This window comes from Trichocoleus sp. FACHB-591, from assembly GCF_014695845.1.
In the GTDB taxonomy this organism is placed as follows: Bacteria; Cyanobacteriota; Cyanobacteriia; order FACHB-46; family FACHB-46; genus Trichocoleus.
Genome location: NZ_JACJPA010000063.1, coordinates 17,874 through 41,069, shown reverse-complemented (window position 1 = coordinate 41,069; position 23,196 = coordinate 17,874). Strand labels below are relative to the sequence as shown.

At 47.1% G+C, this 23,196-nt stretch carries 27 protein-coding genes; 11 read left to right on the top strand and 16 right to left on the bottom strand.

Going from position 1 to position 23,196, the window contains the following annotated elements; translation table 11 throughout:
• Window positions 1-342: 342 nt before the first annotated feature.
• The gene (locus tag H6F90_RS12210) at window positions 343-516 is read right to left on the bottom strand and encodes a hypothetical protein (protein WP_190552740.1); all 174 of its coding nucleotides are present in this window, start codon (window positions 514-516) and stop codon (window positions 343-345) included.
• A gap of 531 nt (window positions 517-1,047) precedes the next feature.
• Between H6F90_RS12210 and H6F90_RS12205 the strand changes: the two genes are divergently transcribed.
• Both H6F90_RS12205 and H6F90_RS12200 read left to right on the top strand, forming a co-directional pair.
• Window positions 1,048-2,388 (top strand): pentapeptide repeat-containing protein, encoded by a 1,341-nt coding sequence (locus H6F90_RS12205; protein WP_190552739.1) that lies wholly within the window; start codon window positions 1,048-1,050, stop codon window positions 2,386-2,388.
• 22 nt (window positions 2,389-2,410) lie between these two features.
• Window positions 2,411-2,581 carry a hypothetical protein gene (locus H6F90_RS12200; protein ID WP_190552738.1) on the top strand — a complete coding sequence of 57 codons (171 nt, stop codon included), beginning with the start codon at window positions 2,411-2,413 and terminating at the stop codon, window positions 2,579-2,581.
• Here the strand turns inward: H6F90_RS12200 and H6F90_RS12195 are convergent.
• From H6F90_RS12195 to H6F90_RS12150, 10 genes are all read right to left on the bottom strand, one after another.
• The gene (locus tag H6F90_RS12195) at window positions 2,566-4,212 is read right to left on the bottom strand and encodes a pentapeptide repeat-containing protein (protein ID WP_190552737.1); all 1,647 of its coding nucleotides are present in this window, start codon (window positions 4,210-4,212) and stop codon (window positions 2,566-2,568) included. The genes H6F90_RS12200 and H6F90_RS12195 overlap by 16 nt on opposite strands.
• Window positions 4,213-4,324: 112 nt before the next feature.
• Window positions 4,325-4,849: a hypothetical protein gene (locus H6F90_RS12190; protein ID WP_190552736.1), complete on the bottom strand. Its 525-nt coding sequence runs from the start codon at window positions 4,847-4,849 to the stop codon at window positions 4,325-4,327.
• A gap of 189 nt (window positions 4,850-5,038) precedes the next feature.
• Complete coding sequence (locus H6F90_RS12185) at window positions 5,039-5,374, bottom strand: hypothetical protein (protein WP_190552735.1); 336 nt, start codon at window positions 5,372-5,374, stop codon at window positions 5,039-5,041.
• On the bottom strand, window positions 5,371-5,676 hold the full coding sequence (locus H6F90_RS12180; protein WP_190552734.1) for a hypothetical protein: 306 nt from the start codon (window positions 5,674-5,676) through the stop codon (window positions 5,371-5,373). Before H6F90_RS12180 ends, H6F90_RS12185 begins: the two co-directional genes overlap by 4 nt.
• Window positions 5,676-5,990 carry a hypothetical protein gene (locus H6F90_RS12175; RefSeq protein WP_190552733.1) on the bottom strand — a complete coding sequence of 105 codons (315 nt, stop codon included), beginning with the start codon at window positions 5,988-5,990 and terminating at the stop codon, window positions 5,676-5,678. The genes H6F90_RS12180 and H6F90_RS12175 overlap by 1 nt, the downstream gene beginning before the upstream one ends.
• A gap of 21 nt (window positions 5,991-6,011) precedes the next feature.
• Window positions 6,012-6,323 (bottom strand): hypothetical protein, encoded by a 312-nt coding sequence (locus H6F90_RS12170; RefSeq protein ID WP_190552732.1) that lies wholly within the window; start codon window positions 6,321-6,323, stop codon window positions 6,012-6,014.
• Entirely contained in the window at window positions 6,316-6,624 is a 309-nt protein-coding gene (locus H6F90_RS12165; RefSeq protein ID WP_190552731.1) for a hypothetical protein, read from the bottom strand. Before H6F90_RS12165 ends, H6F90_RS12170 begins: the two co-directional genes overlap by 8 nt.
• Window positions 6,625-6,627: 3 nt before the next feature.
• A complete protein-coding gene (locus H6F90_RS12160; protein WP_190552730.1) occupies window positions 6,628-6,966 on the bottom strand; it encodes a hypothetical protein in 339 nt (112 codons plus the stop codon).
• A 3-nt stretch (window positions 6,967-6,969) separates the two neighbouring features.
• The gene (locus tag H6F90_RS12155; protein WP_190552729.1) at window positions 6,970-7,242 is read right to left on the bottom strand and encodes a hypothetical protein; all 273 of its coding nucleotides are present in this window, start codon (window positions 7,240-7,242) and stop codon (window positions 6,970-6,972) included.
• Between the two features lie 210 nt (window positions 7,243-7,452).
• The gene (locus tag H6F90_RS12150) at window positions 7,453-7,620 is read right to left on the bottom strand and encodes a hypothetical protein (RefSeq protein WP_190552728.1); all 168 of its coding nucleotides are present in this window, start codon (window positions 7,618-7,620) and stop codon (window positions 7,453-7,455) included.
• Window positions 7,621-7,725: 105 nt separating this feature from the next.
• On the opposite strand from H6F90_RS12150, the gene H6F90_RS12145 reads away from it, so the two are divergent.
• The 6 genes from H6F90_RS12145 (at window position 7,726) to H6F90_RS12120 (ending at window position 10,622) form a co-directional block, all read left to right on the top strand.
• Complete coding sequence (locus H6F90_RS12145; RefSeq protein WP_190552727.1) at window positions 7,726-7,962, top strand: hypothetical protein; 237 nt, start codon at window positions 7,726-7,728, stop codon at window positions 7,960-7,962.
• Window positions 7,963-8,595: 633 nt separating this feature from the next.
• Window positions 8,596-8,961 (top strand): hypothetical protein, encoded by a 366-nt coding sequence (locus H6F90_RS12140; RefSeq protein WP_190552726.1) that lies wholly within the window; start codon window positions 8,596-8,598, stop codon window positions 8,959-8,961.
• A gap of 181 nt (window positions 8,962-9,142) precedes the next feature.
• Complete coding sequence (locus H6F90_RS12135; protein ID WP_190552725.1) at window positions 9,143-9,322, top strand: hypothetical protein; 180 nt, start codon at window positions 9,143-9,145, stop codon at window positions 9,320-9,322.
• A gap of 47 nt (window positions 9,323-9,369) precedes the next feature.
• Window positions 9,370-9,807: a hypothetical protein gene (locus H6F90_RS12130; protein WP_190552724.1), complete on the top strand. Its 438-nt coding sequence runs from the start codon at window positions 9,370-9,372 to the stop codon at window positions 9,805-9,807.
• Window positions 9,808-9,917: 110 nt separating this feature from the next.
• Window positions 9,918-10,178, top strand: a complete 261-nt coding sequence (locus H6F90_RS31515; RefSeq protein ID WP_190552744.1) for an HNH endonuclease — start codon at window positions 9,918-9,920, stop codon at window positions 10,176-10,178.
• A gap of 99 nt (window positions 10,179-10,277) precedes the next feature.
• Complete coding sequence (locus H6F90_RS12120; protein ID WP_190552723.1) at window positions 10,278-10,622, top strand: hypothetical protein; 345 nt, start codon at window positions 10,278-10,280, stop codon at window positions 10,620-10,622.
• A 239-nt stretch (window positions 10,623-10,861) separates the two neighbouring features.
• Here the strand turns inward: H6F90_RS12120 and H6F90_RS12115 are convergent, their stop codons facing one another.
• The 4 genes from H6F90_RS12115 to H6F90_RS12100 form a co-directional block, all read right to left on the bottom strand.
• Window positions 10,862-11,926 carry a YhcG family protein gene (locus H6F90_RS12115; RefSeq protein ID WP_190552722.1) on the bottom strand — a complete coding sequence of 355 codons (1,065 nt, stop codon included), beginning with the start codon at window positions 11,924-11,926 and terminating at the stop codon, window positions 10,862-10,864.
• A 34-nt stretch (window positions 11,927-11,960) separates the two neighbouring features.
• The gene (locus tag H6F90_RS12110; RefSeq protein WP_190552721.1) at window positions 11,961-12,896 is read right to left on the bottom strand and encodes a ParB/RepB/Spo0J family partition protein; all 936 of its coding nucleotides are present in this window, start codon (window positions 12,894-12,896) and stop codon (window positions 11,961-11,963) included.
• Entirely contained in the window at window positions 12,889-13,533 is a 645-nt protein-coding gene (locus tag H6F90_RS12105) for an AAA family ATPase (RefSeq protein ID WP_190552720.1), read from the bottom strand. Before H6F90_RS12105 ends, H6F90_RS12110 begins: the two co-directional genes overlap by 8 nt.
• Before the next feature lie 280 nt (window positions 13,534-13,813).
• On the bottom strand, window positions 13,814-14,023 hold the full coding sequence (locus H6F90_RS12100; RefSeq protein ID WP_190552719.1) for a hypothetical protein: 210 nt from the start codon (window positions 14,021-14,023) through the stop codon (window positions 13,814-13,816).
• A 1,018-nt stretch (window positions 14,024-15,041) separates the two neighbouring features.
• Between H6F90_RS12100 and H6F90_RS12095 the strand changes: the two genes are divergently transcribed.
• Window positions 15,042-18,044, top strand: coding sequence for a plasmid replication protein, CyRepA1 family (locus H6F90_RS12095; RefSeq protein ID WP_190552718.1), 3,003 nt, complete (start codon window positions 15,042-15,044; stop codon window positions 18,042-18,044).
• A gap of 264 nt (window positions 18,045-18,308) precedes the next feature.
• The gene (locus H6F90_RS30645; RefSeq protein WP_242024436.1) at window positions 18,309-18,854 is read left to right on the top strand and encodes a hypothetical protein; all 546 of its coding nucleotides are present in this window, start codon (window positions 18,309-18,311) and stop codon (window positions 18,852-18,854) included.
• A 904-nt stretch (window positions 18,855-19,758) separates the two neighbouring features.
• Here the strand turns inward: H6F90_RS30645 and H6F90_RS12085 are convergent.
• Complete coding sequence (locus tag H6F90_RS12085; protein WP_190552717.1) at window positions 19,759-21,624, bottom strand: hypothetical protein; 1,866 nt, start codon at window positions 21,622-21,624, stop codon at window positions 19,759-19,761.
• Window positions 21,625-21,734: 110 nt separating this feature from the next.
• Here H6F90_RS12085 and H6F90_RS12080 point away from each other — a divergent pair, with 110 nt between their 5' ends.
• A complete protein-coding gene (locus tag H6F90_RS12080; RefSeq protein ID WP_190552716.1) occupies window positions 21,735-22,886 on the top strand; it encodes a site-specific integrase in 1,152 nt (383 codons plus the stop codon).
• The last annotated feature ends 310 nt before the right edge of the window (window positions 22,887-23,196 follow it).

Here is a 23,196-nt window from a genome sequence, read left to right as displayed (position 1 = left end):
CAAGTTCGTCATCGTGTAGTTAATCGGACTGCTTAGTAAGTACTGGCAGTAATCCAGTTTGGTGAAGCTCATGCCTCTAGTTTATGTCTGTCTCTGCGTAAGTCCTGTCCAACAAGTTTGATAGCAATCCCAGTATTTATGTAGGTAAGGAAGTATTTGTAAATGGTGTAAAGCAGCAAGGATTGAGATTCAGGATCAACTGCAACATCAATTGAGACATCACTTAGGACGAGAGGCCGACTCTATGGTTGTGATCGCAAATTCTCAATCGGTCAAACTGACGGAAAAAAGCAGGGCCAAAACCCTGCTCTGTGGCTGTGTGTAGCTGCCGGCTATTTGCTTTTAGGTTTTCGCGATCGCTTCTCCTAGTCTTTCGCCGAACTCAGACTGCAATTGCTTCCCAAATTCAGGAAGAAACTGTTCACTCATGACCCGCCCAGCTTTCAAGCGCTCATTTAGCTTGACTTCGGTTGTACCCATTGCTTGGGCAGCAAGAGCGATTGTGGTCTTATCCATAGCTATTTACTCCTAGCTTTCCACGATCGCTTCTCTTTAACTGGCTTCTCCTCAGCCACTGGCTCTACTGCGACTGGCATTGCCTGACCTGGCTTCAAGTCCAACCCCCAATCAAAAATCCGTTCTACTGCCAGCACGCAAGTTTCGATCGCGCCACTGATTAAGCCCCCTCAGCAGTGCGATCGCCTTACCCCTAAGGTGCCCTTATGGCTCCATGAAGATCCCTTGAAGTACCGTTGTTAGTACTGGTTGGGGTGGTTTTCGTGAGTGAGCTAGGTGCTGGGTGCTTGGTAGAGCGGGCGATCGGATTTTTGAATTGGTTTGAATTGGGCTTTTTGGGCCTTGATCCCATGTAGGTAGGGTTTGAGTCAAAAGGGGCCAATTCAAAAGTTGGGACGAGAGTAATAGCTATAGGAATAAGTTCTTAGGACTTATATCTCTATCAATTGGGTACTGCTGAGTCTAATTCCCTTGCTACCTCAGAAATCAGGATTTCTAAGGCTCCCTGGTGAAGTCTATATCTGCACTTCAATGGCTAGCTTTAGCATGAGAATTAAAGCTTCAAAAATTTTGTTAAGAACTCATGTGCGAAAGCTAAAGTTTAACCTTGTTACCCTTCAAGGCAAAGTCCGCCTCAGTATTGAAACATGGTGGTCTAAATCCTTGTCACGTTTTTTGATGGTTTCTATAGACCGTTGCCTGAATCGTAATAAGCATAAGCTTTTAGTCTTAGCTACACTAGCAGCGCTCTTTGTCCTAGTGAGCTTTATATTTATCTTTTGGTGGCACATCCCTCAACAGGAGATAAATTCGGCTGTGTTGACCCCTAAGGAGCGTCTTGATAGCGAGAATGCTATTCGTACCACGCTTACCCAAACTTTAACTACATTAATTCAGGCTGTAGGTGGGGCTGCTTTCATTGCAGGCCTGTTTTTCACATGGCAAAACTTTCAAATTGCACAGCAAAATCTTGAAGTCGGACAAAAGAATCTTAGAGCTACAGAAGAAAAGCAAGTTACCGAGCGATTTGGTAAAGCCATTGAACACCTAGGGCATAACAGCCTTACAATCCGTCTCGGAGGAATTCACGCACTGGAGCGAATTGCTAGAGATTCTGATAAAGACTACTGGCAGGTGATGGAAATTTTGACTGCTTTTATTCGCGAGAAGGCTCCTTGGCCTCCTCAGAAAGAGGAAGCGGAAAAAAACAAAATCCCAATAGATATTCAGGCCGCTCTAACGGTTCTTGGTCGTCGTGGAAAGTCTTATAAAGAAGGTGAAGACTATCGCTTAGATCTAGTTGCTACCGATCTTAGATGGGCAAACTTAACCATGTTCAATCTCCGAGGAGTGAATTTACAGGAAGCAAATCTCCAAGCGTCAACACTTATAAAAGCCGATTTGCAGTTTGCAGTTTTAACTAACTCTAATTTTAAGAATGCAAATTTAATAGATGCAGGGTTGCAAAACGTAATCGGTAAAGAAACAAATTTTCAAGGAGCATCACTTTTGCAAGCTAACCTTGAAAAGGCAAACTTGTTAAAAGCTCAGTTTCAAGATGCATATATTTCTGGAGCTAACTTTAATGAAGCAAACCTTGAGAGTGCTGATTTTCAAGGCTCGTCTCCTGTAAGGGTGAGCTTTGAAGGAGCGTTGCTTACAAAAACAAATTTTGAAGATGCAAGCCTTGAAGTAGCCAATTTTCAGAGAGCAAAGCTTTTGAAGACTAATTTCAAAAATGCTTTCCTTGCAGGAGCTAATTTTAGTGACGCAATACTTAGGCGGGTTAACTTTGAGGGCGTTGTAGGATTAACCGCAGGTCAAATTGAGCAAGCTAGTATATACGATTGTCAACTGCCAGACTCTTTGTAAAGCTTTCGTTAGAAAGGATGTGATGCCCATAAAAGAATACACGCAAACTCAAGCATTTAGCCTGAGCGATCGCTCTGTGACGCAGAACCTAGGCCAAGCTTTGAGAGTCAGAAAATTTCTGATTTGGGCTGAGTGTTCGGTAGGGTGGGTGATCGGGTTGCGAGAAGTTTATAGTTGCTATCCGAAAAAGTGACTAACTGCCACTCCCAACCAAGGTGCTATTTTTGCAAAGACAGGCACCGCTTTTTCGTAGAGATTCTTGCCCGCATCTACAGTTTTGCTGCTTTTTTCTAGTACTTCAGCTAAACCCTCAAGATTACTCTTCAGCCGATCTTTGTTCGGCATCTCTTTTTCTGTTTCCTTTTTGGCAACTTTCAAGTAAGCAGTTGCTTCCTCTTCAGTGCTTGCTGGTAACTTTGCAGCATGAATTATTTGCTCTAATTCACTAAGCATATTGACCATATCTCTTACTTCCACAGAATCGTGTTTTTGTTCTGAAGCATGATTATGTTGAATAGCTTGAAGTCGAGCATTATCCTGAACGGTATCAGCGAAGTTGCCAATTTGAGCACCACGCTGGTCATACTTAGATGCCTCTGACATAGAATTACTCTCCGCTATAGCAGTTGCTTCGATATTAATAGGTCTACTAGCCAGTAATTTAACAATTTCTGTTAAATCTGCACTTTTCTCCCGGTAGAACTGTATCTGCTCATTTTGAGCTTTCAGTTGGTATTGATATTTTTCATCTATAGATTTAAGTGCAATAGCGTACTCATCATAAAACCGCTTCTCAATTATTTCTTTGTCGGCATTGGGAAGAACTTTAACTCGCACAACAAAGGCATCATTATTTTTCTTCTCAATTGCCTCAACAGATGGTTCGTTCCCTTCACTCTCAACTTGCAAATTTCTAAGGGAAGTGAGAAAAGCAGACCATTCAATCCCATTTAAAAAGATCAGTTCAAGGGTTTCTTGGCTTTTTCGTAAAAGTTCTGTAAACTCCCCTGGAGCAAAGTTTCTGCTATAGGGACGACGATCCTGTTGAGAGTCATGAAAATAGACATAGTCACATATAATTTCTTCTAGCTGGGTATGTCTGTTAATGTGCCAATCTTTAAGGCATGCACCTGTAAATTTTGCTTTGTTGAAATTTGTCCCTAAGGCTAGAGCTATAGTAAGGTTTGCTCGTTCTAATGACGCTTCTGATAAGTTAGCTTTGCTAAGGTTGGAGCTACTAAGAACCGCATCGCTCAGATTAGCCTTGCTAAGATTGGCACCATTGAACTCATTACTTGGCAGCAAGGCTTGACTAAGATCAGCTCCGCTTAGATTTGCTTGATTAAAATTGGACTTGCGGGCTGTAGCTCTACAAAGAGTAGCTTCACTGAGATCAGCCTCATATAGCTTGACTTCATCGAGAATCGCACCAATAAACTTAGTGCCAACTAGCTTAGCTTTGGTTAAAATAGCACCGCCAAGTCTTGCTCTACTAAGGTCAGCTCCACTAAGATCAGCCTCTCCAAAATCAACATCACTTAAGTCAGCTCCACTAAGATCAGCTCCCTTAAGATTTGCTTTAGAAAAAATGGCTCTTTGAAGGTAAGCGCTCCGAAGGTTGGCCCCTTCAAGCGTGGCCTCCTTAAATTCAGCTCTGCCAAGAGCCATTCCAGTAAGATTAAAGTTACTAAGGCTGGCTTTGTGAAAATTAGGTATTATTTCTGGGTTTTGTCTTCGCCAGTTATTCCAAGTATTGGCTCCTTGCTGAATTAGAGAAACATGGTATGGATCTGGTGATTCATTCGTCCACTCTAATTTCCACATCTAACTGATATCTCGTACTTCGAACAACTTCTAGCATGCCGCTTTTCCCTGCTTCAACTCTTGTACTACCGTTTCCATACGTCGTTGCAAATTTCCTTGGCTTGAAGCTTTCTCAATCCCATCTCAGCATTTGTCTCAATCGCGCGATCGGAAACGCAGCAGCAATAAAGCCCCAAGGCTCCCACTCGTCGTCATTGGTCAGGATGTATTGCTCCCCCTCAATCAATTGGCTAGCTGTAACCAATCTCAGCCTATGAGCCAGGTCAAACCATTCTTTGAAGCCTGGTTCTGCGCCTTTGGTTGCCTTCGGATGCTCGCTTCCCCCGGGTTTCCAGCACTGACTAATTGCATCCCTAAGCAAGCCGATCGGGTTCTTAACCTCATGCCTGTCTCGATACTCGATCGCAGCAGCCAGAGCATCACTCACTACTTCAAGCGGGGCCGCTAAAACTTCAGCCTTCAAAGGCGAGGTCAGCGGAAATCCCGCTTGTTCAATTTTTTCAAAAATCGCGGTTTGAGCGGCGGAATCAGCGTCCTCTGCAACCTGTTCCACTTCTGACCCAGATGCTTTTAGAACGGGTTGAGACTCGACAGGTAGGGGAGCGCTTACTGGTTTGGAAACTTCCACCTCATCCACAACAACAGGGAGAGTGGGGGGCTCCGTTGTTGTGGTGTCTATTGAGGTGTCTAGAGTGGAATCTATTTCTATATGATCACTACTGGTTTGGGAGTTGATGACCTCTGAACTTGGAGTTGATGGCTCTGATTCTTGGAGGTCATCTCCTAGATTTGTGAAATGGGATGGAGCCAGGGTTTTGGCCTGTTTTTAGGCTAGTGCTTGTTCAATGGCCTCCCGGTTGAGCTGGTACTGGTAGGCGCGATCGTACTTGGCTTTTGGATTATTTCGCCGCTTGAGCAGGTGTAGTTTGTTGGTCAGCTTGGCGAGTGCTTGGCGGATCGTTTCGATGCTGTACTCCTCAAACAGGTGCTCTCGGATTTGCTCTAGGGTGAGGCGTACCCAATCATCGAGCTTGTGCTTCGCTTTCCACTGCTGCCAGCCTTCGATGATGGCGAGGATTTTAGCGGCGCAGTAGTTGCGCTGGGTAATTTGGACGTACTCTTTGCAGAGCTTGAGGTAAGTGAGATTAGGGGAGGTGCTCATTGTAGCTGCACCTCCCGCAGTTCTAGGTCTGCTTCCTTTACGTCTTCGATGCCGCTACTCGTCGGACTGTTGGGGTCTACCTCGACCACGTAGGACCAGCCCACCCAGTCGAGGCTGTTGGACATCGCCTCAGACATGCGAGGGGTGAAGTATTGCAAGCCGCGAATGATAATGATGCCGTAGTTTGGGCCTTGCTCTCCCCACTGCACCTGTTGCCCAAACTGATACTTGGGTAGCGGTAGGTCTGCCGACAGAGGCAGTAGGCGAGATTTTAGCTTCTGGTTTTGGTGAAGTTGATGCATCAGGCCACCTCTCCCATTGAGTCACTCAGACGACGGTATTCTTTCTGGTCGATGTGGCCTTGGTCATAGAGTTCGTCATACATCAAGCCGATGACGAGGTTGGAGAGCCAGCGGTCCATGAAGCGCTTACCTGCTTCGATTGCTGCCTCAACCGAGGGGTAGCAGATGTCATTGCTCATGAACTCGCCTTCTGAGGTGAGCACTTCAAAGGTGAAGCCACCTGGAGCCACCACAGGGCAGAGGTAATGCGCTTTGTAGACGAGGCTGTAGAAGTGGAGATACTTGGGCTGAATCAGAGTTGTGGCGGTAGTCATGACTCATACTCCTGTAGGGGCTTAGTTTTGAGAGGAAATAAGTGCTGCATGCCCTTCTCGAAGGACACGTACAGGTGCTGGTATTCCTGTTGGTTCTAAGTGCTGGTTGTCTCGCAGCTCGATGAGCAGTTGCTGCATAGCACGGCTGGGATTGGCCCAAGTGACGAAGTTCACAGCCGCTTGAATCGCATCAGCCGCAAAGGCATAAGAACTCTGGATGGTGGCAAAGTTCTTGCCTCTAGGATGCTTGGCCTGGGCAGTCCAGCCTGCTGCGTCGAAGGTGACGCGAATCAACCAACCACGATAAGGAAACTCGATGGCATCGTTAGTCATGGCTGTGCTCCCGGTATAGCTGGAACTCTTGTTCGAGGCTGGGCTTGTGGACTGGCTCTTGAGCAAGTGCTGCGGTTTGTTGAGCAATGCGGGTTTCGAGCTGAGCTTTGTGAATCAGCTTGTGGCGAATCTGTTCAGCGCTGAGGCTGTAGCAGCGGGGGCAGACTTCACCCCAGCCCACGCCAGAGTCACTGTAGAGAGTGGCGATGATGCTAAACGGTTGCAGCGGGTAGCGCTGATCGCAGATAGGGCAACAGAAGGGGTTGACCCAACCCCCAACACGAGTGAGTTTGAGTTGCATGGCTCAGTCCCCTATCACAGAATGAATGGCAGAGTCGAGAATGCTGAGGTCATCTGCGGTGTAGACATTGACCATGCGAGTGGTGCCCCCGACGAATTGTTCTCGCTTCTGAGGAGGGCGACCGTGACGAGCACGATAAAAAGCAGCAGCAACTTGGCCGATTCTAAGCAGTTGCTTGGTGTTGGGGTTGTAGCCGAGGTCGAGGCAGCGGTCTGAGATGGGCACCTCTATCCGCCCTTGAGGTTCTGCTACAGGATCGGCAGGCAAGACTGATACAGATGAACCTTCAGGCAGTAACCGCTCTTTCATCAGCAGGTTCATGAGCTGATCTTTCAGCAGCATCTTCTAACGGTCATCGAAGCCGCCGAGCTGGTTGTCAATCTCAACTGCTTCCTTGAGGAGAGTGAAGCGATCCGGTGAGGTGAGAGCGGGGGCTTCATAAGTGGCAGTTAAGGCAGGAAGTACCCGCTCAACGACATCTAATAAAGATGTCCTCACTGCTTTAGCAATGGCAGAGTCACGTAGCAGCATGCCTAAGCGCAGAGCAGCACGAGGAGTCCAGACGAGGGCTTGAGGGGTATCAGGGGTTAGGTTGAGGATTGACCGAACGCCCTTCAATTCCTTGCTCCGCAATAGTTTCAGTCCGTCTGAATCAAACTCGTCTCTGTGAGATTTGACTTTGACGACGGAGCGAACGGTGTCTGGTGAGATTTCATAGAATTCTGCAACTTGTTCAGTCGTGCAAGTTCCGACTCCCTGCCAGACGGCAAAGTAGAGGGACTTAACCTTGCTCAGAACTTCAGTGGCACGCTCGTGGGCAATGAGCGCCTAGTTGACCTCGTAACCAACAACGATCGCTTCGCCTTCGTTACTTGGATCATCCGTAACCACTTCGACTCGTGCTGGAAAATCTCTGAGACCTGGACTCCAGAAGATGGCTGTCCCTTCTAAATGAAAAGCGATCGCTCCTCCATCTACCCGGAGGGGCGATCGCACTTCATTAACTTACAGAGAAATCAGTAATTTCTGCTCTTACATTACAGCAAACCACGATGGCACTTCATCCGTACCCTCACGCGATCGCTATAGCTGCTCAGGAGAATGGTTCAAAAAAACGATCACTCCTTCATCTACCCGGAGGGGCGATCGCAACTGCTTCTCAATAATGCTCTTTCATTCAATCAGCAAAGTTATGGAATTAAATCAGTACCCCAGCGCGATCGCTCTAGAGAACAGCTACCGCCTCTAAATAGCCACAAAAAAACGATCGCTCCTTGCTCTACCAGAGAAGCGATCGCTGTCTGGATCTTCACTTCACAACTCAGTTGTATTAAATAATACCCAACTGTTATGGAATTAAATCAGGACACCCCAAGCGATCGCTCAGCAGTTCAAGAGAATAGCCACCCGTTCTAAATAAAAAACGATCGCTCCTTTGTATGCGGAAGGGGCGATCGCATTGTCTGTTGGAAATAACTTTCCTTGCTCACGTTACCCCGAAAGATTATGGACTTGGATCAGTACCGCCACAGTCTCTTCAGAGAACAGCCACTCTTGCTTAAGAGCCACAAAAAAACGATCGCTCCTGCATCTACCAAGAGGGGCGATCGCTCTAGATCTTCACTACACAATTCATCAGTTGTATTAAATAATGCCCAGCTGTCCTGGAACTTTAACAGCCTTCCAGCAGCTCCGAAGAATGACTCCCCCTCTCAAGAAAAAGCGATCGTGCCTTGCCCTACAAATGCAGCGATCGCTCTAACAAGGAAATGCGTTCACTTACGTTACAGCGAACTGAGATGGCACTTCAACCGTACTCTTACGCGATCAATCTTCTTAATTGATGAACTTAGAACAGCGATACCAAGCCGCGATCGCCTTTGTTTTACTGGTCGTCTTGCTGGCCTCTGGTATTGGTGAACCGCAGCCAACCTAACCCCGGTACACACTCCCCTACGGAAGCATTCAACCATGAACCTTAACGAATATCCCCAAGCGATCGCTCAAGCTTCAACTCTCGTTAATGATCTGGAATTTCAAATCAACCAAACCAAGCGAGTGATCACCGCAATAGAGAGCAGAGTTGATTCTCAAATTGCCTTCGGCGACTTCAAGAACGACCCGCAACGTAAAGCCGCACGTTTCGATCTACTCCACGCTGATGCTGACTACCAGGGAGCACTCCACAACCTCGGTCAACTGATTGCAGCTAAGGCCAAGGCGATGGTTCAACTAGAGCTAACCCGCAATCAGTATTCTGTGGCAAAGATTGCGGCGAGAGTTGAGATGGTGAGGCAGATTGCGGCGTTAAATTGTGCTGAATTTGTTGGGTTGTAGTTTCCCCAATTGGGAAAAGCTCAAAATCCGAACTTTTCGGAATTTGAATGAGAGGCGATCCTTCAATCCCCATATTCCGCAATTTGCGAATTTTGAACGGGCGATCGCTCTGGCTCAGGAATAGGTGATGAGGGGGCGATCGCAACTAAAGATTATGACCAGTTCACATTAGGAGTAAGCAATGACAGAACTTCAAAGAGCCGCGACCGCCTTGGCCCTCTGGGCTTTTGCTGCTAGCTGCTTGCTTGGTGGCAAGTATCTACAAAACGACAACCTCAGGAATGTTGGCTATGGGGGAGGGATTGTTATGGCCCTGTTTATGGTGACAGACGTGATTCACATGTCTCGAAAAGGTAAGTAGGGGCGATTGCCTGAAATGTTCCAAGTTTTGGCAAGTAAGGAGTCATTGTGAATAACTTAGATCCCTTGGAATTTGACCCTAATAAGTTTTATCTTGGAGGACTTTGCAGAAGAAGGCATAACTGGCAGGAGACAGGAAAAAGCCTGAGAGCAAAGCGCAGTAATGGTTATGGGAACTGCGTGGAGTGTGAGAAAGCGTGTAAAAAAGCTAATTACGAAGCCAATAAAGAGGAAAGTAATCGACGCTCAAAGGCGTGGAGAGAAGCAAACCCGGATAAAGTGCGAGCGCTTGGCAAAGCCTATCGAGAAGCCAATAAGGACAAAATAGAAGCTTATCGGGAAGCAAACAAAGAACGGAAAGCAGAGCAATGGAAACAGTACCACATTGCTAATAGAGACCAACGCAACGCAACGCAACGCAAAGAGCGTTTAATGCGACCGAGGAAGGCAAGCGTTATAACCGAAACTGGCAAAGGCGCTATCTAAAGACTCCTCAAGGTAAGCTCTACGATCGGAAAGCAAAATTCAGGCGTCGAGCACGTAAGAAGGGCGTTCACAATCATGAGTACAGCTCAGCTCAAGTCAATGAATTACTCATCGTCTTTCATCAGCGTTGTGCCTACTGTGAATCTGAAGAGAGGCTAACACTAGACCGCTTCATCCCTATCTTTAGTGGGGGACCAGATTGCTTAGGAAATCTAGTCATCGCCTGTCATACCTGCAATTCCTCTAAGAAAAATCATGACCCTCGCGAATGGTTCATGAAGCAACCGTTCTTTGATCAAGAGCGCTGGTTAGAAATCCTCAAACTGCTCGGTAAGACTGAAGCAAGCTACTGTCAAATACCGCTGTTCTAAAGGGTGGGAATGATGGCACAGAGCCTAATGGGCACCCCCCGCAGGCAATGCCAAGGGGAAGCAAGAGCAACATCATTCCCTCACGGTAGAGACTTTTCAATGGCATCCACAAAAATTGCAGACATTTTGGTCCCTGAGATTTGGACCCCGTTCATGGAGGAGAGAACAAGGGAGAAGAGCGCCTTATTCCAATCTGGAATTATTCGAACCTCAGATGAACTCACCAACCTAGCTCAAGGTGGCGGCAACACCGTCAATATGCCGTTCTTTCAAGACCTGAACGGCGACTCTGAAGTTTTGAGCGACACCAACCCTCTGACAGTGAACAAAATTACCACTGGCAAAGACGTTGCTGTTAAGCACTATCGCGGTAAAGTCTGGGGTTCTAATGACCTAGCTCAAGCACTATCCGGCGCTGATCCAATGGCCGCGATCGCTGCCTGATCAAAGTCGTAACTCATCTGAATTATTTCGTCTTCCCTCTCCATCTGCGCAGGACAAATTACAAGCCTAATGTGCCCAATTTCGCAGCAGGCTTCACATCAGCTTCTAACGGCATTCCGCTGGGATACGCAGGATAAGTATCTCAGCCTAGTCATACTTGGGCGAGGGTAAACCGCTTTGGTACTCAAGCCAAATATAGGTGGAGCAAGTTGCCTCTACGTTCGTGGGGTGAACATGGACTAAGCTTCCATGCCTTGACCAAATTCCTCAACCACAGCAGCCACAACCTCAATTTCATGCTGCAGGTCTTCGATAGAAGGCAGCTTTGTCTTAAACTCGTCAGGTAATGCAGCCGTGGTTCGATACGTCGAAACGCTTATCGGCTGACTCATGCCACGAAGTGCATATTCAACAACAGACTTTTTCCTAGAACGACAAAGGATTATCCCAATTGTTGGATTATCGGTAGGACGGCGTAACTTACTGTCGATCACATTTACATAGAAGTTAATTTGTCCCGAGTACTCAGGCTTGAAATCAGTCGTTTTTAACTCGATTACCACAAAACAACTGAGAGCAAGATGATAGAAGAGGAGATCCACAAAAAACTCATCCCCCTCAACTTCAAGTCGATATTGGCTCCCCACGAAAGCGAAGCCAACACCTAGCTCAAGCAAAAACTTTTGCATGTGTTCAAGCAAGGCACGCTCTAAATCGCGCTCAAGAGCTTTTTCACGCAAATCAAGAAATTCAAGATTGTATTCTGACTTCAAAAGACTTTGAGCAAGATCAGATTGTGGGGAAGGAAGTACCTCTTGGAAATTTGTTAATGCGCCACCTTGACGACTATACAGATCGCTCTCAATTTGGTGGACTAGAACGTTCCGGCTCCAACTATTCTCAATCGTCTTCTGGATGTACCAAATCCGCTGCTCTGAATCTTTTACTTTGTCCAATACTGCACAGTTATGCTTCCAAGGAATTTGTCCACCAGCTTGGTGGACAAATTGCTCATCTGGGTAAGCTTCAGCAAAAGCCCTCATATAAAGCAGGTTTGTGCGTGAGAACCCAGCCATGTCGGGAAATTCTAGGCGCAAGTCTCTAGCAAGCCGCTCAACAACTTTTGCTCCCCAGCCTTCTTTCTGTTGACGCTGAAGAATTTCTCGTCCAATTTGCCAGTAGAGCAGCACCAATTCTCGGTTAACTGCTAAAGCTGCCTTGACCTGAGTAGACCGAATTCGCTCCTTTAGATGTCGAAAAAACTCGTCGTAACTGTCAGGAAAAAGAGAAGTTTGTTTAGGCATAGTCAATATTTTTAAGGGAGGCTAAGCTACCCTCCTAATCCTCTCCGGTGAGACGTTCCAACTCATCCAGTAGCTTATTAATCCGCTCGCGCTTCTTACGCTCGTTCCAAGCTTTACTCTTTTTTAGTCGCTTGGTGATTTCTGTCATACGACCCACTAAGGCTCGCTCAGGCATTACCTCTGGCTCTGAACCTGTCTTGAATTCTTTGATTTTTGCCTTAATCTCGTTTAGTGAGAGACCTTGAGCGATCGCCTGCTCTAGCAACTCATGCTGATGCTGTTCATCTTTTACACGAGCGATCGTGCGGGCTTTAGTGTACTCTAACTTTCCTTCACGTAGAGCATCGAGAATGTGAGATGGCAGGTTGAGTAGTGGCAATCGACTGCTACGGAAAGATTCGAGGTTAAATCGTCCCAATTCAGCTAAGTAGGATTCAATTTTTTCCAACTGAAGGGAAACGTTTATCTTCAACTCGTGCCCGCGATTTTTTGCGTTGGCTGCTTGATAGATGACTGACTTCACCTCATCTACATTTCCATCAAGGGCGATCGCTAGCAGCTCTAGAACAGCTTCTGTTTCCTCAATCGGGTTGAGATCATCTCGTTGCAAATTCTCCATCAACGCAACTTGGAGAGCTTCCTGGTCAGAAAATTCTCTGGAGACAATCGGTACTTGAGTTAGTCCAACTTCTTGGGCTGCTCTTAAACGACGCTCCCCAGCTATAAGTTCGTAGTTACCATCTCCTAGTGGACGAACCAAAACTGGCTCTAAAACTCCATGTTCTCTTACAGACGCTACCAGCTGAGCCATCTTTTCAGCATCAAAGTATCGACGAGGTTGCCGTTTAGTAGGTAGCCTAATAGCAGTTAGAGAAACGGTATTAGCGGCTTGATCTACCTCGACACTGCCAGGATTAGTCATGAATCGTTGGATGACTGAATCGCTCAGGGTCTTGCGTTCTTTAGTCATTCATGACCTCCATCGCCTGCTTAAATAAACTTTCTAACTCACGCCGTGCTGTTCCTGCTGGAGTTCCAGTCATGTCGAAAACAGTTGCACCTTGACCAAAAGAATCTGTAATAACCTGACGTTGATGAATGATTGTTTGAAGCAAGTTGACATCTTGAACCTGTTGCAAAACAGCAAATGCCTCATCCTTTAACTTGGTTCCTTTAATCGCCTTGTTAAGGAATAGTGCGGATTTCGGTAATCCACCTCGAATTGCTTTTGCTTGCCGAACAAGGCGTACAGTATCAGAAGCACTGGCTAGATCAACACCAGCTGGCTGACAAGGAATCAATGCTAAATCAGCCCACAGAAGAAGAGCCCTGGTTGTTTCACTGAGCGTGGCAGGACCATCTACCAATAGCCATTCATGTTCCTTAACCAGCTTTGGCAACTGTTCCAGCAATTCATTAGGATCTTGTAGAACCTGGAAAGGGATCTCATATTCTAAGGATTCCAACCAAATAGAAGAGGTTTTTTGCCCGTCTGCATCTACAAGGAAAATTGACTTCTTCTGACGCTGAAGCCAGCGAGCTAGGTGAACAGCGATCGTAGACTTCCCTGCTCCCCCTTTCTGATTTACGACGGCGATGGTGGGCATGAAGGGATTAAGAACAACAAAACAAGTTTAAGTCAAAAGTATGCCAGAAGAAGGCGAGGGGAAACGTTTCCCGTCAGACAAAAAGCATTAGAACTAAACGATAATTTATTCGAACTTTAGTTCAGAACCCTTTGTAGCGGAAGAATGCAAATTTTATATAGATTCATGAGCCCTGTTCAATGCAGGCATCAGAGTTCTGTTTTAGAATTCTGAAGTAATCAGGTTTTAACTTATTTGGAGCAAAAATCTGATGAGATACTCTTTAAACACGCAACAAGCTTCACGCTGGATTGTTTGATTTGCGGGACTTCGTTGAAGGCTTAGCTGGAGGTTGAGGGGCGCGATCGCTTTCCACCTTCTCTAATCCATCTAGAAGCAGTCGCCTCAGCTTTTGCGCTAGAGACAGCTCGGTCCACAGCGGATTATCCGAGTACGCCTCGTCAATTCGCTCTCTGAGTCCTTCAATGTCTACCGTTACTCGATCTGCCACAATACTGGTTAGCCTAAATCTATTACCCACAGCTTAGCCTACTGGTTGTACCTCAACTTCATGTTCATTAATGTGATGCAGTTTGCATTGGATTACTGTATGCTGTATTCATGAGAACAGTCACGGCCTCTCGTCTCAGCTTCTAGCTAGAGGTATCCTGATGACACTAGCTCTGAGGTCAAGGCAATGAAGCTAGCTGCACTCAGGCAAAAGGCCTACGAAGTACGGAAATGTCTTAGAACCCTCAATGGGGCAGTTGTACAACCCTGGAGCTTCAAAGCTGGAATGAAGCCACAGTTTACCAACTCGAGCAAAAGCAGACTTGGATAAAGGCCTTACCAGGTTCACAGCTCACAATTGCTATGATGCTGGCCTCGATGCCTATAACCTCCTTCTCTACAACTTCAACTTCACACTCAAGCGTTGAGAGATGAGTACCGCCACCTCATCGTTGAGGAGTTTCTAGCTCTCCTAAGGACGCTGGAGCGCATCAAACTCGGCTTAAAGCAACTGTTCTTTTTCACCTTCACTTCATCAGAACGGGAGGATGGCTGAGTTCGTCCAGTCTTTAGAAGGCCCGTTTTTCTTTCTTTCCGTTGAAATTAGGGGCGATCGCGGGGCAGATCAGGTAAACTACCATCATCGAAAATCACTAGCACAGGAGAGAGTGGACTCGATGCATTCTCAGTTTTTCTCGGTCGGGATCGCAATTGAGGTGATGGCTATGTTCTAGGTCGTCCTAGAAGCCAAAAACCCCAACTGGTGGAACAGAAGGGGTCACAAGGCTGAATTGGTTGTTTTTAGGGATAGAGGGGACTCTAACTTGTATGCTTGGCGGCTGCAGTTAGGTCGCCCACATCGTTATGCGCCTATATTAACTCGATTTGTCACGGAATTCAATTGGAATTTACATAAATTCCGCTTTGAAATTTCAGCAGCTTCAGCCTCAGTTAAGGTTGTTGTTCCTATAGCGCATAACTCTCTATCCCTTACTTAGTAAGGATTAGGGAGCTTTATCGTGAATACTCAAGTTTTGCTGAGGACTCAGCCTGGGGAAGCACCTCAGGATGGGCCTTCGGCTCATATCCAACCCTCACATTGGCAAGAGTGGCTCAAGAGTGGGGTTGACCCCGAACTGATTGCTAGGAACGTCCGGAGTTTAAGGGGGGAAACTCCTTACGACTATCTTTGTTACTCTCCGCAACTTGAGCGCACTAACTCTGGACGGCTCGTCACGCGGCTGATGCGGCAGTACGCTCATGTCGAGTTTGGCGGTTGGTGGTGTAATGGCCTAGACCCACTGGATGATTGGCAGCCCATGCTCTGGGGCTGCTTCAAACCCAATCGTCCCCGCATCGACTTAGAGAAGTCCAAGGTCATTAAGTACGAGCATCCGCCGAAACTGCCGACTCGCGCTTTCTTCCTCAACCTGCCTCCGCGCCTCTGGCTAGAAGTCGCAACTCGCTATGGAGTGGCTCCCACTGAGATGGGGGATGGGGAAGATGCTCAAGTCGTTGCATCTGAAACCGCCTCAGGGTTTTGGCAGTGGGTGCTAGAGCATCCCACCATCCCGATCATTCTGGTCGAGGGGGCTAAAAAAGCGGCTTGTTTACTCAGCAATGGCTACGTGGCGATCGCCCTACCCGGCATCTTCAACGGTCGGCGCGTCCAGCGCAATGAAGCGGGTCAAATCTGGGCCGAGTCCTTAATCCCAGAACTCGCTCTATTTGCTGTCCCCGGTCGCCGCTTTTACTTCTGCTTCGACCACGACCGCAAACCCAAAACCATCAAGAACGTCAATCTCGCCATCCTCAAAACGGGCAAGCTACTTGAGCAACAAGGTTGCGAGGTACAAGTCATCTGCTTGCCTGGACCTGAAAAAGGGGTGGATGACTTCGTAGTCGCTCAGGGTGCTGGCGCATTTCAAATCCTCTACTCCCAAGCCGCCTCTCTTAGCCACTGGCAGTGGGTGCAGCAACAGCGGCAACAGCTGACTTACTCTCCCAGCTTAGTTCTCAACGCTCCTGACTTGTCCCAACTTCAGTTCCCGGCCCTTGCATCTTCTGATGCCAGTCCTGCCCATCAACTTAATGCTGGCATCCTCGCTATCTGCTCCAGCAAAGGTACAGGCAAAACTAAGCTGATGGCACAACTCGTGGCTGATTCCCGCAAAGTTCTGCTCCTAACCCACCGCCGCTGCTTGGGGCGATCGCTAGCAGAACGCATGGGACTGACCTGGAAAAGTGATGCGGATAAAGCCAATGGACAATGGATTGATGCTCAGGGGAAAGGCACGACTCAGCGCTTAGGGCTCTGTGTCGATTCGCTGCTCTCCATCGACCCCAATCAGTTTATTGGTTGTGACCTCGTCATCGATGAAGTCTGCCAAGTTCTAACTCATCTGTTAACTTCGAATACCTGCCGTAAAGATGGCAAACGCCCCGCTCTCCTAGCTCGATTGCACTGGCTGATGCGTGTGGCTCACCGAGTTGTCGTAGCTGACGCCGACCTGAATGACTCAACTCTGAAGTACCTGCAACAACTCCGAGGGGAGGACAGTGGCGTGAACTTGATCTGTAACCACTACCAACCTCCAGGCTATCCGGTTCAGTTTCTGCATTGCCCTAATGACTCTGCCATCACGGCTCAACTGCTAGAGGATATTCAAGCAGGTAAAACCGTACTGCTACAGACCGATTCCAAAGACTACGCAGATGCGATCGCCGCCATGCTCCCGCCTGAGAAGCGCCGCATCAAAATTACCAGCGATACCTCTGGGAATGAGGAAGCAGTTGAATTTGTCCGCCATATTAACGAGCAAGCTCCTCATTACGATGTGGTGATTGCCACGCCCTCGATGGCGACTGGGGTGAGTATTGAAGTCGATCACTTTGCGGTTGTCTATGGCGTCTTCTTTGGCACGATTCCAGATGCGGATGCGGCTCAAGCCCTCAGTCGCGTCCGTGCTCCGATTCCTCGCATCGTCTGGTGTGCCGCTCAAGGCAAGAACTTCTCTGAGGTGGACCGCAGCGAGTACCCCTGGCAGATCAAGCGATCGCTGAAGACGAAGTTTGACCAAGAAGCAGCCTTAATTCGCTCCAGTTTGCATCCAGATTTAATTCCCGTTCTGGATGCTGAAGTAGATTGGGAGCAAAACCCCCACTTGAACTTGTGGGCAGATACCACTGCTAGCCTCAATCGAGCTATGTGGCGTTTACGGGATCAGTTGCAGGCCCGACTTCTCTATGAAGGTAATACTGTAGAAGCGATCGCCGCAGAACCGATGCAACCAATCAAGCAACGGGTGCAGGAAGCCAAACAGCACAATCGTGCCCTAGAATACCAAGCAATTGCATCGGCTCCAACATTAAGCCCCCCAGAGCGGCTGGCCTTGGAAGCCAAAGAAGTCTTGAGCCTGGAAGAAAAACGCGCGCTCGAAAAAGCGCGATTGGCCGACTTTTATGCGGTCCCTTTAGAAGCGGTCACTACAGAACTAGTGACATTTGATGAGAGGGGTAAACGCCGAGGTCAAATTGCCCGCTTGGAGATGCTGCTCTATCCAGTCCTAGCCAGCCAAAAAACCACAGAGGCGATCGCCAAGCAAAGTGTGTGGAAGCAGGGGTTATGGATACCTGACCTACCGACCGCAGAAGGAGAACGAGTGGCTCGGGTGCTACTGGGATTACTCCCATTTCTAGTCCCTGGCCAAGAATGGACGAATGAAGACTTAGAACCCCTAGGCGCGATCGCTCGTCGCTATGCTCAGGATGTGAAGCGCTGGTTGGGGTTTAAGATCCCCGACGACCCCGAGCAGGCCAATAATCTCTGGATCTTCCGACGACTTCTATTGCAGCTCGGCATTCAAACTGCCGCTCGCCGTCAAGGCAGAAACCAAAAGCGATCGGTGTGGATTGTCTCAGAGGCTTGGGACACGATACAACGCATCCTAGATCGACGGCATCTGAGACGAGAGCTGTCAAACTTAGCTGCCTCCCATGTTGTAACCCCCTCTAATTACTAAATACATAGCTGGCGCTTACAACCCCGAACCTTCGGGCTTCAATTCTTACCACTTCCACCTGAAAAGAAAAAGGCGGCAGATCAAGCTCTCCCTAGGGAGATAAAGACTGGGCAGCCTACTTGCGAATTGCAGTACCTGAAATCGTTTTCAATGTTCATCTTGGTATGTTCCAGAAGCACCCAAACTTTTGTCCATTACGCCTAGCTTTCCAAGCTCTACACCCGGAAAGCTCAGCCAACTCACAACTATTCAAGGATTTCTACCATGACACCCCCTTCAACCCTCGCGATCGAGCAGGATCATGCCTGGTTGATCGCCATTCCTAAACGCGACGAGTTCACCCAACCCCAGTTTCATTTCGGCGAACGCGTGAAATGGTCTGGAGAAGATACCCAAGGAGTATGGTCCCGCAAAACTGGACGTATTATTGGACTGAAGTTCACCCACAATTTCCAGTGGTATTACTCCATTCAATTCGATGCAGAATTTCTACCCCTTGAAGCGATCGCCGAGGAAGTTTGGATAGCAGAGTCAGAATTGAAGTTAGTGCCAGACTCTGCTTCAATACGCCAGCAACTCAAGCCGGAATCCGAGTGGCTGATGACTCAAGCAGCCGCTCAAGTCTTAGGCATTTCTGCCGAGCAACTACGCAAGCTGCGACGGCGACATCTATTCAGAGTCGGCTATCATTACCGCGATACCAGTGTTCCCGGTTCTGGTCTACCTAGATGGCAATGGCATGTAGAGCGTTGCAGTAAAGCTCTAGCAATGCCACCAGAAAAACGACCCAGTTCCACCAAGCAGGATTAAGTAACTTGCTCAACAATTCCACCTCTACAAAAGTGAGACAAATTAGAAGCCGAGGTCGTGAAATAGTAGTCAAACAAAATCAAGCAGAAATAGCTGCACTTCTAAAAATTAGAGTAAAATCAGGCTGCAGGGTTTAGTTGCTACCAAACTCCGAGTGGTATCTCTAAGCCAACAAATGAATACTCCTAACTCTGCTGCATGCTCCTGCTTAGAAGTATTAGTAGTGTAGAGTTTGCTTGTTCTTAAGCTTTTTCCTGTTTTGTACGAAAAGGCTTCAAGCTGGTAGGCTCTTGTTTATCTAACTTACTAGTACCGGAAAAGTTCTGAGTTTTACATCTGTGTTTAGGAAAAAGCTTTATGCTGCTGAAGTTTTGCACTATTAAAAATAGAGTGTAAGACTATAATTCTTCACGGAATTATGCTGCACAGAGCAGATCTATTGATATTCCATAAATAAATGATGGGTGAAGCTGTAATTAAAGTGCAGCGATTCTCATTATGGAAACTCTATCTGGCAAACCTGCTTCTGAATCAGAACGGATGCGACTTAATCAGTTAACTCAACCTTAGGTTTGATTACTGCCATCTTTACACTGAGTTTAAGAGACATTCTTTTGCTAGGGAAATATTAGGGAAACCTAGAAGCTCAAGCCCTAAAAGCATTGTCAGATGTAGGATTTAGTCCTATGAAGCACCTCTGTTGAAGAGGTGCTTCATAGGACTTTAGTATAAAGCAGAGGAGCTGCAAAATACTGAAAAATGAGCTAGAACCTCCTAACAGCAAGCTTTTTGTATTTTGGTTTTAAGCTTGAATTATTTTCAAATGCGAGTAAATATAGGCAAATATTTCCAGGAAAACAGGGAAAAAATAGGGAAAAGTTTGGTTGCAATACTTCAGCTTCTATCACTCAGGCGGTGAATGATTTGCTTTATGATCTAAAAAATTCTGGGCAAAGTCTACTTTCCCGGATTGACTTAGCATGTTCGTGGAGGCGTGCCCAATTTTGTGAACTATGTCATGGATTTCTTGGTTGGGTGCTACAGAATGTTCAAGATTTCTTAACTTAGCTTTTAAAGCATCTGCCTTGTGAAAGCTTACAAACATGTGTCGAAGGGAGCGGGGATTAACAATTTTTCCTGTAATTCGATAACTAGGGTTAGCTAGTAACTGGCTGAACGCTGTTAAATTCCGGTACGGCTGCCCATTCTTCATCGTAAATAAGTAAGCATGTTGTGGATTAAAGCAGCTCCGTAAACCTGGAACCTCCCAAATCATTCCTTTTTCATCTTCGTAGGAGTAGGCTAGCAACCACTCCTCTAGATATTGGTAGAGACAACGGCCATCGGGATATTGCAGATTCGGGACTATAGATGATCCGACTTGCACCGTGCCTCCCTTTCTTGTTGCAGGCAACTTCACCCACCATTGACCTTCCTCTCGGTACAGGCAACCTTCCTCTGGAGAACTGAGGAGATTCTTAAACTTGGCATCAGTCTGCACCAGGGATGAAACTTTAAGGGTGCGTAGCTCTGTAGGCCGTTCGAGACCTAAGTAGGCAAAAAAAGCAAACAGTAAAAAACGTTGATAGCTCAGGGCGATCGCGCTCCGGCTCCGCATGGAGCCTAGCGTCGTTCCTCCTTGCTGGGACTGAGTGCTTTGGAGAAACCTAGGAGCGCACTCGAGGCGGAGTCCTTCCCCAAACTCCAAAAATTCTGTCCACTCCAACAATTGCTTAGAGCAATCACTTACGAGCCGATGATTCTTCACCTTCTCTCCAGCCTGTCTTCTTAACTGACGCAGTGAAGTAACAGTGGGAAACTCCGCTTCTATGTCGCCTAGGTTGGGTTGTTTCTCCTGCCAATAGACAAATTTAGCCACTGCCAAAAAAGTATCTAACACCTTCAGCTCCGTATGAGGGCTTTGAATTCCATCACTTGGAAGCAGTGAATTCTTTGGTTGATTCCCTCGCAACCACTCTAGATAAGCCTGAACTAATTCAATAGTTTTTTTAGCTGCTACTTGGCCTTGAGGTTGGGCTTCTGAGTGATGAAGCCTTGAGGGAATCGGTACAAACTCAATTAAGCAGTGAAAACTTAGATCCTCTAATGGAACTGCCTGCACTTGATGGAGCCACCCACAAATCCTTAGAAGTTGCTGTTGGTGCTGATAGGCGGTCGAAGCCTTAACTGGTGAGCCTAATGCCTCTGTTCGGGCATCAGATTGGGTTAGAAATCGGTAAAACGCTTCTAACTCCTGCTGTAGGTTTGGAGGAAGCTGCTCTTCTGCTAATCGATAAGGCTTCCTAGCTTTGCGAGTCGTTCGGCGAACATCCGTTGCAGACCCTTTACGCTTTCGATGACGAGGAGGGGAGTATCTGACTTCTAACCAAGCCACAGAACTAGATCCAGGCTGTTCTTTACACCAATCAATGAAATGGTTTAAGGCCCAGCGGTAATTGCGCTGGCTGTTGCCCGCTACCTGCAATTGCTTAAATAAAACGTCTTGTAGTTTGAGAGCATCCTGTAATTGCTCCAGCTTCACCTGTTTCAAAAAATCTAGCCCTTGCTCCCGCTCCTCCCGAGTGAGCCTTTGTCCCTTAGGTAAGGGAAATCCCCAGGCTGGGAGAGTGTACCTCACCAAAGCAGTTTGGGCTTGCGCCAAAGTAGCATCAGCTTTTTTAGGGGTCATGACAGTGTGCACATACTGCTCATAGCAAAGCCAGGCATCGTGCAGAGTCACAAAGGACTGAAATGCGCAGGGATCAACCATAAAAATTCTTAACCAAGTAAAGACTTACCCTAAAGGAAGCAATAGAGTAATCTAATATGACAATCTTCCATTTAACTATTTAACGAGGTACTACCTCTAAGGGCTCTTCTATGGACAAAACAGAATTTGCGGAAAAGCTACAACAGCTGAACCAGAAACTCCGACAGGGCAATATTCGAGTCAGCGTTGTCCGTAAAGGCAACTCTTTATATGCTAGGGCGACATTGCCGCCAAAGACAAATGCTAAGAAACCACAACCACATCAGCAAGATGTAACTTTAGGGCTTAAAGCAAACCCGCAGGGACTCCGACGAGCTGAAGCAATTGCAAAGAAAATTGGAGCAGCGCTCGAGCTCAAAGAATTTCAGTGGGATGACTACTGCCAACCAAGTCCCCAAGAAATGGTTCCAAAAACAGCTATCGAATGGTGTATAGCCTTTGAGACCAGTTATTTTGAGCGTCGCAAGCGTAATGCAACCACTGAAGATTCATTTCACAGCCGTTATGGGTATTATTTGAAACAATTGCCTCAAGACCAAGAGTTAACTAAAGAGCTACTAGAGCGAGCGGTTAAAGCTACAGAACCTGACAGTTACATACGAGACCAAGTATGTACTGCCTACAAAGCTTTGGGTAAGTTTGCTGGCATAGATATCAATTTTATCGATAAAGCACTACGGGGTACTTACTCCTCTAGCAAGCCTGCACCTCGTGATTTGCCCAGTGACACTGAGATTGTGGAGTGGTTTGAGAAAATCCCCAATCTAGATTGGCGCTGGGTCTATGGAATGCTAGCAACTTACGGACTACGACCTCATGAAATATTTCACTTGGATACTTCTGAGTTGGAGCAAGGGGGAATCGTCGTGAAAGTTCTACCTCCCACTAAAACTGGATACCGAGAGGTACGGCCGCTTTACCCAGAGTGGATTGAACAATTCAACCTACGGAAGAAGTGCTTACCTAATGTTACAGGTAAATGCAATCGCAGCTTGGGAGGTAGGGTGGCACCAGCTTTTAAAAGATATAAAATTCCTTTTCCTCCCTATCATCTGCGGCACTGTTATGCTGCACGCTGTATCAAATTTAATATACCGGTCTCCATAGCTGCTCGCTGGATGGGCCATTCTGTAGCGATGCATACCCGAACTTATCAAGCCTGGCTATCGAAGGCTATGGAGCAAGAGATATTTGAGCGAGTAATTAACAGCTCTACTCGGCCCCAATCACCTCAACTTGGAGCGACCGATTTGGCGGCTTGATCCTTGTATATGAGAGAAGCTGACTTTAACTCCAAACTCAGCCTCTGACGCTATCCTTGGGCATTTAACGGATAACGGCATTGATACTAACGAGTGGATAGTTCGGGTTAGCTTCGCTTCCCTTAAGAACACGATGACCAGTGGTCGTTGCCATTATGGGAGTGATTGAAATATGCTAAAGCAAGCTTGAGTGCTCAGAATGAGTGAGTTTCTAAAGTTATTCAGCTGAAGTGCGAGCGCAGAATTTAAGTACTTGTAAGCCCTTTAGTACTTTTATGAGTCCGAAGCGTCAGCCTACTTTGATTCATAC